This window comes from Methylobacterium sp. XJLW, assembly GCF_003254375.1.
Classification (GTDB): Bacteria; Pseudomonadota; Alphaproteobacteria; order Rhizobiales; family Beijerinckiaceae; genus Methylobacterium; species Methylobacterium fujisawaense.
In genome coordinates, this window is the sequence record NZ_CP016429.1 from 3,498,264 (window position 1) to 3,511,969 (window position 13,706).

A 13,706-nucleotide genomic window follows, 5' to 3' on the forward strand; every position below is an offset into this window, starting at 1 on the left:
CATAGGATGGGCCGCTCCTCTCGACAGACCCCCCGTTCCGGTTGTCACGTCCCCGGGACGAAGGGCCGATCCCGGGCCGGCCTTGACCGCCCGCCATCGCCGTCCGGCAAGGACCGTCGTCGCTCGGGATGGGGAAGCGGAGGTTAGGCCTCTGGCTCCGGCTCCGGCTCGCCCGGGCGCAGGTCGAGCGGGCCTGGAGCGAGGGCAAGCGCGTGGTCGTCAACGACGTTCGGTTCGTTAACGAGGCCGACGCCATTGAGGCGATGGGCGGGTTCCTCATCCGCGTCGACCGTTCCGGGCTCGTCGCCGGGGAGCATCCGTCCGAGCAGGAGCAGGCCCGGATCGTGGCCCACTGGACCGTCCGGAACGAGGGCGACCTGCTCGACCTGGAGATGGCGCTGACCTCGGCCTTCATCTTCGCCCTGCACACCGCCGGCATCGCCGCTTAGCGAACCCCCAACACGGGACGCCAGTTCAACAACGCCTTCGACACCATCCTGTTGGTGAAATCGTTGGGGGCTCAGCGCGCAGATGTCGCAGCCCGCGTGACGACGAATGTCGCCGAAGAGTCGATTTCCCCGTTGTGGGTTTCGGCGCGCACACGCGGTATGCCGCCGCGATGCTCGGAAGTGCTCACCGCGATCCGCGGCGTGCCCACGGCGGCCCATCCGGCCATCGCCGGGCCGATGGCGCAGATCGCCCACGTCGCCAATGTCCCGTCCATGACGAGGTCCTCCTGGCGGGATGATCGAGGATCCCAACGGCCGCGCTAGTCCAGCGGGGACGGGAGAAGGGCGTCCTCGTCGACCTGCGGAGTGGCCTCGGGCACGTTCCTGGCGAGCCGTGTCATGGCCGACACAACATCGAGGCGGACCGCCTCCGTCACCAGGATGGCGGTGCCGACGTCGACCGGGTGGCCCGCCTCCAAGTCGTCGATGGTGCGCTCGGGGATGCCGGTCACGATGGCCAGGCGACGGACTGGCATGCGGCGCGCGAGCCGGACGTGGCGCACCGCCTCGCCGACCTCGCGCCGGCGCCGGGCCGCCTCGGTCGCGGCGTGCTCCTCGGACGACGGCTCCGGACCGTCCGTCGTCTCGTCGTCCCACCGGCTGCTGCGCATGTCCCGTCTCCTTCGGCCGAGGCTATCCCTCGCCCTGGCTAGTCACCAGACGAGACGTCGCCGGTGCCGCGGTCGGGGCACGGGCCGCTCATCGCGACCGTCACGTCCAGGCCGTCCTGCCGGGTCATGCTCCACACACGCAGCTGCCCGCCGCCCAGGGGCGTCCATGTGCCGGTGAAGCTGTTGCGGTCGCGGTAGGCGTTCCCGGGGGCCTGGAGCTCGATCCGCTCGCGCCCGGTCCGGACGTCGACGGTCCCGCACGTCACCGTCGTCGTCCAGCCGTCCCGGCCGGCCGGCGAGGCGTAGACCCGCGCGAATCCCGCGCGGCCGCCTACGGTGGGGCCGCGCACCGCCAGGAGGAAGCGGTCGCCGGCCTGGGGGAACGGCCCCGGCTCCGGCGCGGGCTTGGCTTGGCGGGCCGCCTCGGCCGGGACGGTGGCGAGGACGGCCAGGACGGTGGCGAGGATGCGGATGGCGGTCATGGGTGGTCTCCGCGGACGGGGGCTAGTCGCCCGTCGAAAGTTGGCCCACGCCGGAGGCGCAGCGGCTATCGGTGAACTGCCCGGGCACGTCGAGGGCGTCGCCCTTGAGCGTGACGATGAAATTCTGCCTCACGCCCTCGACGACGTACGTGCCGCCGAGGCCAGGGCCGCGGCCGCGGCCGCTCGTGCCCCGGCCAACGTGGCGCGTCAGGACCTTGCCGGTCCTGACGTCGTGCCGCACGTCACCGTGACGGTCCAGTCCACGCCCGCCGGCGTGGCCTCGACGGTGGCGTAGCGCGTGACGCCGCGGTCCCCGGGGGCCTGTACGCCGTAGCGCCAGATGTCCCCGCGCGAAGGGAACGGGGCCTCGGCGGCAAGGGCCGAGGCCGCCGCGGCGAGGGCGAGGAGAGCGATGAGGAATCGAGTTGCGATCACGACAGCGCCTCCGAAGCTTCATCGCCGACGGGCGGCGCAGGGAGGGGCTCGACGCCCGCGGCGAGGGACCAGGCCCGCGCCGCGACGCGGTGGGCCTCGTCGAGCGGCAAAAGCCCGGCCTCGACGAGGCGGGCCGCCCGCAGGACGCGCGCCCGGGCGCCACGCCCGACGAGCGAGCAGGCCTCGCCGCTCTCCCAGGCGGCCTGGATGCGGTCGGCAACCGCGGTAAGGGTGGGATCGGTCATGACAGGGTCTCCATGGAGGGGATGGGGGATGCCGCCCAGGCGGTGCCGTCGGGCTCGAACCAGACGGCGGCGGCAGCGGTGACGACGGCGCCGGTGTCGCGGCGCCGGAAGCCCTGCTCGGTCGGCCTGTACCCGATGCGGACGGCGTCGGCCGGCCGGGCGCCGTCGGCGAGGATGCCTTCGATGGTCGCCACGACTTCGCGGCGCGCAGCGGCCAGGCACCGGAGGCGACCCGCCTCGCTCGCGCGCATGATGCACCCGGTGAGGACCAGTGAGGGCGCGTGTCCGATGAGGCGGCGCTTGCGAAGGATCGACCACATCTTCAGACGGCGGTGAAAATGCACGTGGACGGGGGGCTGCTCGGTCATGGCGGGCGTTCCGGGAGGATGACGACGGCGGCGCGGGGGGACGCGCCGGGGACGGGCATGCCGGCTTGGCCGGGTCGGGGCGCGCGTTCGTGCGCGCCCGGGATCGGCCGTCCTATTCGGGCGGCCCCGGCGGAGGCGGGGCTACGCGGCATCGGGGGCCCCGGGCTCGTCGTCCTCGGGGGGACCGTCGGGGGCCATGGCGAGGTACTCCTCCATGGCCTGGTCGTATTCGTCGCCCTGCTCCTTCATGTGCCAAGCCGGGTTGGGCGTCGGCAGATGCGGCCGACACAAGGGCTGGGGCGGGCACGGCGGCTGCTGAACGGGCTTCTGGCGCACCGCTTCGCGAACGGCAGGCCTGGTGGCCTCGTCATGGACATGCAGCGGGGCCTTGCGGAAGGCCTCGTACTCGGACTGCGCGATTTCGAGCGCGGCCTGGGCCGGCGGCATCTGCCCGCGGACGGCCAGCCGGATCGCGCGGACGACGCGCTTGCTGTGCGCGCCCGCCAGGAGCTCGCAGATCATGCCCGCCCGCGCGGCGGCGTCGATGCGATGAACGGCGTTGGCGGAGAGGGCGTAGACTGCCTGCAGGGCTTCGCAGTCTGCGGACGTGACGAGGGGCGCCCGCTGCCGCTTCCTGTTGGTGCTGTTGGGTTCGGCCATGGGTTTCTCCTTGTGGGTGAAAGTCGTCAGAAGGGGTCGCGATGCGACACCGAACGGGTAAGGGAGCGGGCGAGGCGGCCCGCGTCGGCGGCGGCCGTCTCGGCGTCGAGCTCGCCGGCGGCCACGCGGGCCGCCATGTCGGCGACGACGCGGACGCCGTCGGCGAGGAGGGCGTCGTCGCCGGCGCGGGAGAGCGCAGAGGCGAGCAGCAAGCTGCTGACGCGGAGCTGGCCCGCGTGGCTGGGAGGCTGGAGGAGCGTCACGGTGGGCCCTTAGCGGGCCGTGACCGCGGCGGGCTCGGCGACCAGGCAGGCCACCTCGGCGCCATCGAGCCTGCGCCGCTCGACCAGGGCGTCGGCGATGCGGCGGACGGCGTCGGCGTGCGGGCGGACCGTTGCCAGGGTCTCCTCGTAGAGCCGGTCGAGCATCTCCTGCACGTCCCGGCGCAGGAGGGGGTCCGCCGCGATGGCCATGGCCGGGTCCTGCTCGACGGCGACGAGGCCCCGGCCGCCCATCCCCCATTCGCCCACAAGGCTGACGGCCATGCGGGTCGCCGTCAGCAGGTCCTGGCGGGCCCCGGAGCTCGCGCTGTCGAGCAGCGTCTCCTCGGCCGCCCGGCCGCCCAGCATGATCCGCACGTGCTCCTCGACGGCGGCGCGCGTCCAGACGCCCCGGTTCCCGTCGCGGAACGAGACCCAGCCGCCCTCGCCGCCGGACTGGAGTGCGACGACGATGTCCCGTCCCGTCCCGGCCAGCGACGCCATCAGCGCGTGCCCGGCCTCGTGGATGGCGATGCGGTCGAGGACGGCAGCCGGGGTCGCCTCGTCGCCCGCGCCCGCCACCGCGAGAAGGTCTTCGAGGGCCAGCGGGCGCCCGGCGTGCCTCGCCCGGCGGCGGGCGTCCTCGACGACGGCCTCGATCATGGCGCCGGTGTAGCGCTCGGTCCGGTACGCGACCGGCAGCAGGTCGGCCCCCGCCAGGTCGTCGCCCAGGCGCACGCGCAGCATCGCCACGCGCTCCCCGGCGTCCGGCAGCCCGATCTCGATGTGCCGTCCGAGCCGTCCCGGGCGCCGGATGGCGGGGTCGACGCGGTTGGCGTCGTTGGTCGTGCCGACGACGATGACGCCCTCCCGGCCGCCTACGCCGTCCACGCATTCGAGGAACCCGTTGACGATGCCCAGGACGTAGTCGGCATGCTCGTGCCGCACGGTGCGCCGGTCGACGAAAACGTCGCACTCGTCCACGAGGAGCAGGCAGCCGCGCCCCCCGGCCGCAAGCGCCTTGGCCTCGGCGAAGAAGCGCCTCATCGCCCGGAGCGTCGTCCCGAGATGGGCCTGGTCCTCGGCCTGCCACTGCGCCAGCGACCCGGCCAGGAGGGGAATCCCCGCGCTGGCGGCGATGGCCTGGGCGGCCAGGGTCTTGCCGGTTCCAGGCGCGCCGGCCAGAAGCGCGCCACTTGCGACCGACGACCAGGGCGCGCCGTCCCTCCACGCCTGGAGATCCCGGATCAGCTCCCGGCCGTACGCCACGACCTCGCGGCAGCCGTGGAGCTCGTCCAGCGTGATGTTCCGCCCGCGACCCGTCGGCGCCGGCGGTGCCGCCAGGCGGACAAGGTGGGCGACGCAGTCCGCCGGCGCCCGCCCGGGACGGACGGAGACAGCCAAGTGCTCCGCGGAGACGCGCAGCCCGTCGAGAGCGCGCCTGTCCTGCGGAGAGCAGGCGGCGCCCGTCGTCGAGCGGATCGCGGCGGCGACGTCGGACGCGTCGATGGGGGACAGCGTCAGGCGGTGCTCCGCCGCCAGCAGCGCCGCCGCCGGCAGGTGGGACGCCGCGTCCGGGGACAGGCACAGGATCGCGCCCGGCTTACGCAGCAGGGCCAGGAACTCGCGCGCGCGCCGGTCCCGCTCGTGGGCCTTGGGCGGCTCCTTAACGAGGTGCTTCCGCAGCCCCGTCGGCAGGCCGGGCGCGGCGCCCGGCACGTCGTCCAACGCCCGGAGCGACAGGGCCTCCGGGACGTCGACCGTGACGACGACGTCCCGTTCCGCGAGCGCCTGCCGCAGCCCCGGGACCGCGTCGAGCGTGCGGGCGAGCTGGCGGAGGACGGCGAGCTCGACGGGGGAGAGTGCCTCGTCGGCCGCGTCCGGAGCCTCCTCGCGGTTCACGCCCACGCGGTCGTCGTCCACCTCCTCGGCGTGCGTCGGACGCGACAGCAAGGTCGCCGCGTTCGTCGACCGGAAGTACGTCTTGGCGTGAACCTCCGCGATGCCGAGGGGGTCCGCCGGGTCCCAGTAGGGGACGATCTCCGGAAGCTCGTCGTCGCTACCCTCGTCGAGCAGCGCCACTCCGGAGGCGCGCAGGACGAAGGCACCGGCGTAATCGCTCCCGCTCCGGGCGTAGGCCCAGAGCGTGTCGACGAGGACCGGCGTCGCCGCGCGGTGGCCGAGCATGTGCAGATACAGCGTCAGGGCGTCATGCAGGATGGCGCGCGCCGAAGCATTGACGCCCGCTGTGGACAGCCAGGCAGCCGCTCCTTCGTCGCGCCACGTGGCCTCGGTGCGCCGGAGCGAGCTCCAGGCGAGGAACAGGGGCTCCAGCATGCCGTCGTCGACGGTGCCCTCGGGCGAGGCGAGCGTGTCCAGGCATGTCGCGTGCAGGGACAGGCAGAGGGCGGCGAGGAACGCGTCTCCGCCGCATTCGCGCAGGACGGCGGCGCGGTTGCGGCGCGCCGTCGAGGGCGCGATGGCGAGGATGCGGGCTGAGAGGTCGCTGGGGATGCGGCCGCGATGCAGCCCGGCCTTCCCGGCCAGGACATGCTCAAGCGGCGCCGCACCCCTTGAGAGGGGCTGCGTCATCAGATTTCTCCGAACGACCCGCACCGGAAGCGCGCGTCGATACCCAAACAATACACCGCCAATCCTTGCGAAAGCGTTAAGGGCTCAGTCCTCGTCGGCCTCCGTTCGCTTGGACGGGAATACCGGTCCGCGTGACCGCGCGTTGATGAGCGCGTCCATGCAGAATTCGACGTCACGGCTCACGTCCTCGCGGCTCCCATGCAAGCTGTCGCGAGGCCAATGGTACCGGTCGACGTAGCGGGCCAGGGCGACGAGGAGATAGCCTCGGCTTGCAGCCTCGCCGTAGTGATCCTCGGCCAAGCGGCCCAGGGCGCGCAGCACGCGCGGGTGCAGGCCTTTCTTGGCTATCCGGCTTGGCGTGACGGCACGCCTGTCGAGCTTGAAGACGTCGCTGAGGGGCACCGCCCATCCACCAGGCCAGAGCCGTAAGGCGGCGGCCTCGATGGCCGCGTAGAGGGACGCGTTGACGACGGCCGGGTCGAGCGGCACCGGTTGCTCACCTTCGCTGAGCAGGTACGGTCGCCGCTCAGGGTCATAGGCGAGGGACTGGCGGCCGACGCGCCCGACGACGGTCCAGCCGTCCGGGCACGGCCACAGATCGTCGCGCATGTATTCTAGGCGGATATCCATGGCGCCCGGGATAGCACGGTGGCTCCGGCGCGCCAGCCGGTCCGAGCGGAAGGCGGCTCTAGCAGCCGCGCCAGCCCCTCGCGGACGGCGGCCTCGACGGAAGCGCCCAGGCCGTCCGCCTCCGCCCCGTGCGGGCGGACCTCGTGCAGGACGACGGGCTCCCCGCCGCGGCGGACGACGACCGTGGACCGGTCCGGGCCGACCATGACGCGGACCGCGACCTCGACGACCGCGCCGGCGCCGGGGCCGTCCTGGGAGGGATAGAGGGGACCGGTCATGCCGGTGCCGTGTCAGCTCGCGCCGGGACCGTCAAAGGAGCTCGCGAACGTCCCCGGGCGCCGCCGCGGCGCTCCCGCCCTTGAGGTGTCCCGGCCGGACTTGACGGCTGCCGGGGACCCTGACGCTGGCGGTCGACGGTCTTGCGGCCCGTGCCTTATGCCGGGTGTCCTAGCCTTGGCGTAGGCGGTCCCGACAAGCCTTGCGGCGTTCGCGAGGGGCCTCGGCAATCGCCTGCGCCCGCACGGGTCGAGGCGAAGATCGCCCTCGAATCGGGGCGCCGCAAGGGCCGTGTCGGAAGGCTGGGGGTGGTATCCCCGTGGTATCCCTCGTTTCCGGGATACCACCGACCCCAGCTAAGTGCCTGAAGAGATTGGAGCGGGCGATCGGGATCGAACCGACGACATTCAGCTTGGGAAGCTGACGTTCTACCACTGAACTACGCCCGCCCACATGACTGGTCCGGATCCGGCGTTGACGACGGTCGATCCGTCCGGTCCCAGGCCTTCATGTGCGCCAACCGTCTAGCAGTTCGACGGTGATGGCGTCAAACGCATGGGAACCTCTCAGAGCGGCTCCGAGTCCCGAAAAATCTCACGCGAACTGTCCGCGGCACATAAAAGGATCACGGTTCCGAGGGCGATCTTCCTTGTGCTGCCCGGCGAAGGCGCGATGGGTTCGGATACGCTTTGCGATCCGGTGGAGGCGCTGACCCGGATCACAGACTTCGCGGCCCGGCATCCGACCCCTGCATGGCCATGCGCGCGAATCAGCGCGATTTCTGTGTGCCCTGGACGGCAGTGAACTCGTCGTCTCGAAGCCGGTCGATCGCAATCCCGGCCCCGGCGCCGCCTGTCGAGAACAGCCTCCTCGTCGCGTGGCGGCTTGCTCTGGTGGCTCTCCTGGCCCCTTCGCGGTTCAGCCCGGGCCCCGCCCGCTGCGTCGGGCCGCTGGCTGCGCGTCTGACCGACGGTATTCAGGCGACGCGGGAGAGGCTGCCAGTCTGTGCCCCCTGCGTGCCGCGTGCGGAATCGTAGGCGCGATTGCGCAGAGCGGTTTCGCTGGGGAGTTGATCGATCACGTTGCCGGACGCGGGATCAACCACCTGGAAGACGATCGTGCTCGTGTCCGGGTCCTGAATGTAGCGCGCCTTACCGCCGTTTGCGCCGATGTCGAGCTTCACCGCGGGTTCGAGGGGCGCGGATGTGCTCTGGGGCACGGGGGCCTCCTGCGTCACGGCGGCGGCGGCCGTCGCGCCGAGGGCGTCGAGGCCCTGCGGCCCCGGCGTCGGGGGTGTCAGCGGACGGATCTCCATGGCCGGTCTCCTGCGATCCTGTGATCGAAGGATTGAGACGGGCGGCTGCCTAACCAGCGGTTAACGGCAGCAGGAGATCCACCGGATGGTGGCTCGCGGTCCGAGATGCGATGAACATCCCGTTAGCGTTGCGACACAAATCCGTGCGGCTTTCTCCCCGAGAGGCGGCTCGTGGCGCATCTGATCCATTCAGTCGCCACGGTACCGCGGGCCATCCCGTGTCGTCCGGAGAGCGGTTCAGGCAGGTATCTTCCGATGCTCGCCATCGCGATGCGCGCGCTCGCCGTGCAGGAGACCGGAGAGGATCGGGGAAGCGTGACCCGTTTGTCCGCAAGCCTCGCTTCGAGATCGTTGCGCGGCTCCATGCCATCCACGGACGCGCCCGTATCATCGTGATCGCATGCGCAGCCGCAGTGCTGCATCCGGTGCCCATTTTCAGGCTCGGGATACCCGCTTGCTCAGCAAGGCCGCGTCGGGCGCCAACGGGGCACCTGACAGGAAGCGCCTGCGACTGGAAGCGCTCCGCTCTGTCCAGGCGGATCAGAGAAGGATTTGCGCCCCGATCATCGAACTGGGCACCCCGCGGGCCGTCGGCATCGCCGCGGATCAGATGCGTGCGGCGATGCGCGGTACCAATGGCGCCCGACCCGGAGCGGTCCTCGACATCGAGGCCCCGTGCGGTGGAACGCCGGGGCGGAACGGCGGCACGCCCGCATCCGGATCGGACCGGGCGTGCCTTGGCCTCACTCGGCGGCGTCGACGTAGAGCTTGCCGCCCTCGGCCAGGAACTCCTCCGACTTGGCCCGCATGCCGGCTTCGGCCTCGGCCTTGGACATCGCGGGCGACGCGCCCACGACTTCGCCGGCTTCCTCCATCGCCAGCACCTCGGCGCGCAGATCCTGGGTGATCTTCATCGAGCAGAATTTCGGCCCGCACATCGAGCAGAAATGCGCGACCTTGTGGGCGTCCTTCGGCAGGGTTTCGTCGTGGTAGCGGCGGGCCGTATCCGGATCGAGGCCCAGGTTGAACTGGTCCTCCCAGCGGAAGTCGAACCGGGCGCGGCTGAGCGCGTCGTCGCGCAGCTGCGCGGCCGGGTGGCCCTTGGCGAGGTCGGCGGCGTGGGCAGCGATCTTGTAGGTGATCACGCCGGTCTTCACGTCGTCCCGGTCGGGCAGGCCGAGATGCTCCTTCGGGGTGACGTAGCAAAGCATCGCGGTGCCGAACCAGCCGATCATCGCGGCGCCGATGCCCGAGGTGATATGGTCGTAGCCGGGGGCGATGTCGGTGGTCAGCGGGCCGAGGGTGTAGAACGGCGCCTCGCCGCACTCCTTCAGCTGCTTCTCCATGTTGACCTTGATCTTGTGCATCGGCACGTGGCCGGGGCCCTCGATCATCACCTGGCAGCCCTTGTCCCAGGCGACCTTGGTCAGCTCGCCCAGCGTCTCCAGCTCGCCGAACTGGGCGGCGTCGTTGGCGTCGGCGATCGAGCCCGGGCGCAGGCCGTCGCCCAGCGAGAACGACACGTCGTAGGCCCGCATGATGTCGCAGATCTCGTCGAACCGCTCGTAGAGGAACGATTCCCGGTGCCCGGCCAGGCACCAGCGCGCCATGATCGAGCCGCCGCGCGAGACGATGCCGGTGACGCGCCGGGCGGTCAGCGGCACGTGGGCGAGACGCACGCCCGCATGGATGGTGAAGTAGTCGATGCCCTGCTCGGCCTGCTCGATCAGCGTGTCCTTGAAGACCTCCCAGTCGAGCTTGAGCGGGTCGCCGCCGACCTTCTCCAGCGCCTGATAGATCGGCACCGTGCCGATCGGGACCGGGCTGTTGCGGATGATCCACGAGCGGATGTTGTGGATGTTGCGGCCGGTGGACAGGTCCATGACCGTGTCGGCGCCCCAGCGGATCGACCAGACGAGCTTCTCGACCTCGTCGGCGGCCGAGGAGGTCACGGCCGAGTTGCCGATATTGGCGTTGATCTTGACCAGGAAGTTCCGGCCGATCGCCATCGGCTCCAGCTCGGTGTGGTTGATGTTGGCCGGGATGATCGCCCGGCCGCGGGCGATCTCGTCGCGCACGAATTCGGGGGTGATGAAGGGCGGGACCGAGGCCCCGAAGCTCTGGCCGTCGGCGAGTGCGGCCTCGGCGCCCGCAAGCATCTTCTCGCGGCAGACGTTCTCGCGATGGGCGACGTAGATCATCTCCTCGGTGATGATCCCCGCGCGGGCGAACTCGTACTGGGTCACCCTCTGGCCCGGGGCCGCCTTGCGGATGGTCCGCTCGGCGGGACAGGGGGCCACGAGCTTGTCGCCCGCGAAGCCGTTATCCTCGGGCTTCACCGCCCGCGGGGCGACGGCTGCGTAGCCGCGGGCCGCGATCCAGCGCTCGCGCACGCCGGGGAGGCCGGCATTGAGGTCGATCCGCGCGTCGGTCTCGGTGTAGGGGCCCGACGGGTCGTAGACCCGCACCGGTTCCTCCTTCGGATCGGAGAGGACGATTTCGCGGTAGGGGACGCGGATGTCCGGCCGTCCAGCCGGGCTCGCATAGGCCTTGCGCGATCCGGTCACCGGACCCGTGGTCACGGTCTCCGGGCTGCCTTTCACGTCCTTGGGGAGAACGGGTGCGTTCATCGTGGGCCTCTACTCGTGCTGGAGCAGTCCGGTCCACGCGATGGCCGAGATGAGATGGGGCCGCGCGACATGCGACCGCAGGTTCCCGTCCCTCCGCCGGTATGAGCCGGATCAGGTTCAAGGGTCAGGGCAGCGTGCCCAATCTCAGCCCCCTGCGGGGCTCCCCTCGGAACGGTTCCAGACTCAGGCGCGCGGACGGCTTTGTCAATGCTGACCGGGCGCCCTAGAAAACACATCCCGAAAACCGTTCGATCGAACGCATCCGCTTCTCAACCCCACGGCCTCCCCCGCATCGCATGCGACTCCTCGCCGGCCTCCTGCTCGCCGTGCTCCTGCTCTGCGGGTTGGCCTGCGCCGCGCTCGCCCTCGGACAGCGCCGCTTCCTCTATCCGGGCGCCTTCAGCCCGCCGACACCCTGGCCGGTGCCGCCCGGGGTCGCGACGATCACGGTCGCGACCTCGGATGGCGAAACCCTGCACGGACTGTGGCGGCCGCCGCGGCCGGGCTGCGGCGTCATCGTCAGTTTCCACGGCAATGGATCCCGCCCGGAACCGCACGCGGAGCGCTTCGCCGCGGAGCCGTGGCGGGCGCGCGGCTGGGGTCTGCTGACCGTGGCCTATCGCGGCTATCCCGGCTCGACCGGCAGCCCCAGCGAAGACGGCCTGATCCGCGACGGCCTGGCGGCCGTGAACGCCGCGCGGGCACAGGCGCCCGATGCGCCGATCCTGCTGCACGGCCATTCGCTGGGGGCGGCCGTCGCGGTCGCAGTCGCCGAACGGGTGCCGACGATCGGGCTTTACCTGGAGGCCCCGTTCGACTCGATGATCCACACCGTGCGGCTGCATGTCCCGCTAGTCCCCATCTGGCTCCTGCGCGACACATACCGCTCGGACACGCGCATCCGTGGCGGAACTGCGCCGGTTCTGATCGTGCAGGGACGCGACGACACGGTGGTGCCGCTCAAGTTGGCGCAAGGCCTCGCCGCAGCAGCCGGCCCGCGGGCGCGGATCGCCGTGATCCCGGGCGACCACGTGTCCATCCTGGGGGGGCGGGACCGAGAGGCCGAGGCGATGTTCAGAGAGCGTGTCGGTCCGACCTGCCCGCAGCCGGTCGATCAGCAAGGATAGGAGAGGGGGGCGCGTGGTCGGACGGCGCTCGCAGCGCTGGAGCGCCGAGGATCCGGACGCACCGGGTGCGCAGGGCTGGCCCGAGCCGGTCTGCCCGCTCTGTGAGCGCCCGATTCCACATCGCGCTCGCTCCAGCCTCCATCACCTCACCCCGAAGCTCAAGGGCGGAACCCATCGCGGTACCGTCCGCCTGCACCAGATCTGCCACTCGGCGATCCATGCACGCTACAGTGAGGCCGAGATCGCCAAGCGCCTGGCCGATCTCGAAGCCCTGCGGACCGATCCGGAGATAGCCCGCTTCCTCGCCTGGGTGCGCGGCCGGCCGGACGATTTTCACGCCGCGACGCGCATGACCCGCGCGCGGCGGTCGGCGCGGCGCAAGGTCTGACCGCCAGCGTTTACCGACCGTTCGTCACATCCGCAGGTTGCGGCGATCACGTTCATCGCCGTCAACCCAAACGGGTCCAGGATCCCTTCGATCGCGAGGGTGGGACGATGGCCGGGGTCGGGGATACGGGTGATCGGCTCGCCTGGGTCGATATCGCCAAGGGGATCTGCATCCTCCTGGTGGTCATGATGCATTCCGTCACGGGCACCGGCGACGCTATGGGCGGGGAAGGTTTCCTCCATCCGGTCGTGGCCTTCGCGAAGCCGTTCCGGATTCCGGACTTCTTCCTTTTGTCCGGCCTGTTCATGGGGCGGGTGATCGACCGCGACTGGCGCCTGTTCTCCGACCGCCGGGTGGTCCATTTCGCCTATTTCTACCTGCTCTGGCTCGTGATCCAGTCGGCCGCCAGATACGGCAAGATCGCCGGCGATGACGGCCCCACGGCCTTCGCGGCGCATCTCGCCCATGCCCTGATCGAACCCTACTCGACACTGTGGTTCATCTATCTGCTCGCGGTGTTCTCGGTCGTCACCAAGGCTCTGCGCCGCGTGCCCGACGCCGTGCTGCTCGCCGGTGCCGCCGTGCTGCAGATTGCCGACATCCGCAGCGAGTCGACCCTCATCGAGGAGTTCTGTGCCCGATACGTCTTCTTCGTCGCCGGCTATCTGTTCGCCGGCCGCATCTTCGCCCTCGCGGACGCGGCCCGGCACCGGGTCCGGCTCGCCCTGTGCGGCCTCGCCGCATGGGCGTTCGTGGAAGGTTGGCTCGCGCTGACTCCGTCGGGCCTTCCGAATCACCCGACCCTCGCCAGCCTGCCGCTGGTGAGCCTCGCCCTCGGCGCCGCCGGTGCGCTCGCGATCGTGGTGGCGGCGTCGCTCCTCGGCCGCGTCGGGGGGCCGATCGCCGAGGCGGTCCGAACCTGCGGGCAGCGCTCGATCGTGATCTATCTCGCCTTTTCGCTACCCATGGCGGCGACCCGGGAGATCCTCGTGCGCACCGGAGCCATCGCCGATATCGGACTTGCAAGCCTCATCGTCATGACCGTGGCGGTGCTGCTGCCGCTGGTCCTGGAGCGGCTGGTTCGCGGCACGGCGCTCGATCTGCTGTTAGTGCGGCCGCGCTGGTGCCGGCTCGTGGGGTCGGAGTCCCGGACCCGCCCGGTCCTGCAGGCGACCTGA

General features: G+C 71.2%; 17 protein-coding genes, 1 tRNA gene and 1 riboswitch. Of the genes, 4 read left to right on the forward strand and 14 right to left on the reverse strand.

What is annotated here, in order from left to right; genetic code table 11:
* The first annotated feature begins 128 nt into the window (after positions 1–128).
* On the forward strand, positions 129–449 hold the full coding sequence (locus A3862_RS16195) for a hypothetical protein (RefSeq protein WP_111473794.1): 321 nt from the start codon (positions 129–131) through the stop codon (positions 447–449).
* Positions 450–520: 71 nt separating this feature from the next.
* Here the strand turns inward: A3862_RS16195 and A3862_RS31100 are convergent, their stop codons facing one another.
* The 14 genes from A3862_RS31100 to thiC all read right to left on the reverse strand — a co-directional run bounded on the left by A3862_RS31100 (position 521) and on the right by thiC (position 11,013).
* A complete protein-coding gene (locus tag A3862_RS31100) occupies positions 521–724 on the reverse strand; it encodes a hypothetical protein (protein ID WP_124262985.1) in 204 nt (67 codons plus the stop codon).
* Positions 725–769: 45 nt separating this feature from the next.
* Complete coding sequence (locus tag A3862_RS16200) at positions 770–1,120, reverse strand: hypothetical protein (RefSeq protein WP_111473795.1); 351 nt, start codon at positions 1,118–1,120, stop codon at positions 770–772.
* A gap of 38 nt (positions 1,121–1,158) precedes the next feature.
* On the reverse strand, positions 1,159–1,602 hold the full coding sequence (locus tag A3862_RS16205; RefSeq protein WP_111473796.1) for a hypothetical protein: 444 nt from the start codon (positions 1,600–1,602) through the stop codon (positions 1,159–1,161).
* 207 nt (positions 1,603–1,809) lie between these two features.
* On the reverse strand, positions 1,810–2,037 hold the full coding sequence (locus tag A3862_RS16215) for a hypothetical protein (RefSeq protein WP_111473798.1): 228 nt from the start codon (positions 2,035–2,037) through the stop codon (positions 1,810–1,812).
* Positions 2,034–2,282, reverse strand: a complete 249-nt coding sequence (locus A3862_RS16220) for a hypothetical protein (protein WP_111473799.1) — start codon at positions 2,280–2,282, stop codon at positions 2,034–2,036. The genes A3862_RS16215 and A3862_RS16220 overlap by 4 nt, the downstream gene beginning before the upstream one ends.
* Positions 2,279–2,650: a hypothetical protein gene (locus tag A3862_RS16225; protein WP_111473800.1), complete on the reverse strand. Its 372-nt coding sequence runs from the start codon at positions 2,648–2,650 to the stop codon at positions 2,279–2,281. The genes A3862_RS16220 and A3862_RS16225 overlap by 4 nt, the downstream gene beginning before the upstream one ends.
* Before the next feature lie 141 nt (positions 2,651–2,791).
* Complete coding sequence (locus A3862_RS31105) at positions 2,792–3,310, reverse strand: hypothetical protein (RefSeq protein WP_124262986.1); 519 nt, start codon at positions 3,308–3,310, stop codon at positions 2,792–2,794.
* Between the two features lie 26 nt (positions 3,311–3,336).
* Positions 3,337–3,573 (reverse strand): hypothetical protein, encoded by a 237-nt coding sequence (locus tag A3862_RS31110; RefSeq protein ID WP_124262987.1) that lies wholly within the window; start codon positions 3,571–3,573, stop codon positions 3,337–3,339.
* 9 nt (positions 3,574–3,582) lie between these two features.
* Positions 3,583–6,162 carry an AAA family ATPase gene (locus tag A3862_RS16235; RefSeq protein ID WP_111473801.1) on the reverse strand — a complete coding sequence of 860 codons (2,580 nt, stop codon included), beginning with the start codon at positions 6,160–6,162 and terminating at the stop codon, positions 3,583–3,585.
* Positions 6,163–6,246: 84 nt separating this feature from the next.
* The gene (locus A3862_RS16240; RefSeq protein ID WP_111473802.1) at positions 6,247–6,771 is read right to left on the reverse strand and encodes a hypothetical protein; all 525 of its coding nucleotides are present in this window, start codon (positions 6,769–6,771) and stop codon (positions 6,247–6,249) included.
* A gap of 5 nt (positions 6,772–6,776) precedes the next feature.
* Positions 6,777–7,070, reverse strand: coding sequence for a hypothetical protein (locus A3862_RS16245; protein WP_111473803.1), 294 nt, complete (start codon positions 7,068–7,070; stop codon positions 6,777–6,779).
* A 372-nt stretch (positions 7,071–7,442) separates the two neighbouring features.
* Positions 7,443–7,517 (reverse strand) — tRNA-Gly (locus A3862_RS16250).
* 527 nt (positions 7,518–8,044) lie between these two features.
* Complete coding sequence (locus tag A3862_RS16255) at positions 8,045–8,383, reverse strand: hypothetical protein (RefSeq protein ID WP_111473804.1); 339 nt, start codon at positions 8,381–8,383, stop codon at positions 8,045–8,047.
* Between the two features lie 743 nt (positions 8,384–9,126).
* A complete protein-coding gene (gene thiC, locus A3862_RS16260; protein WP_111473805.1) occupies positions 9,127–11,013 on the reverse strand; it encodes a phosphomethylpyrimidine synthase ThiC in 1,887 nt (628 codons plus the stop codon).
* Positions 11,014–11,084: 71 nt separating this feature from the next.
* A riboswitch (TPP riboswitch) is annotated at positions 11,085–11,190 on the reverse strand.
* Positions 11,191–11,309: 119 nt separating this feature from the next.
* Between thiC and A3862_RS16265 the strand changes: the two genes are divergently transcribed.
* The 3 genes from A3862_RS16265 to A3862_RS16275 all read left to right on the forward strand — a co-directional run bounded on the left by A3862_RS16265 (position 11,310) and on the right by A3862_RS16275 (position 13,706).
* Entirely contained in the window at positions 11,310–12,140 is an 831-nt protein-coding gene (locus A3862_RS16265) for an alpha/beta hydrolase (protein ID WP_043378682.1), read from the forward strand.
* Between the two features lie 13 nt (positions 12,141–12,153).
* Positions 12,154–12,528, forward strand: a complete 375-nt coding sequence (locus tag A3862_RS16270) for a restriction endonuclease (RefSeq protein WP_111473806.1) — start codon at positions 12,154–12,156, stop codon at positions 12,526–12,528.
* A 107-nt stretch (positions 12,529–12,635) separates the two neighbouring features.
* The gene (locus A3862_RS16275) at positions 12,636–13,706 is read left to right on the forward strand and encodes an acyltransferase family protein (protein ID WP_111473807.1); all 1,071 of its coding nucleotides are present in this window, start codon (positions 12,636–12,638) and stop codon (positions 13,704–13,706) included.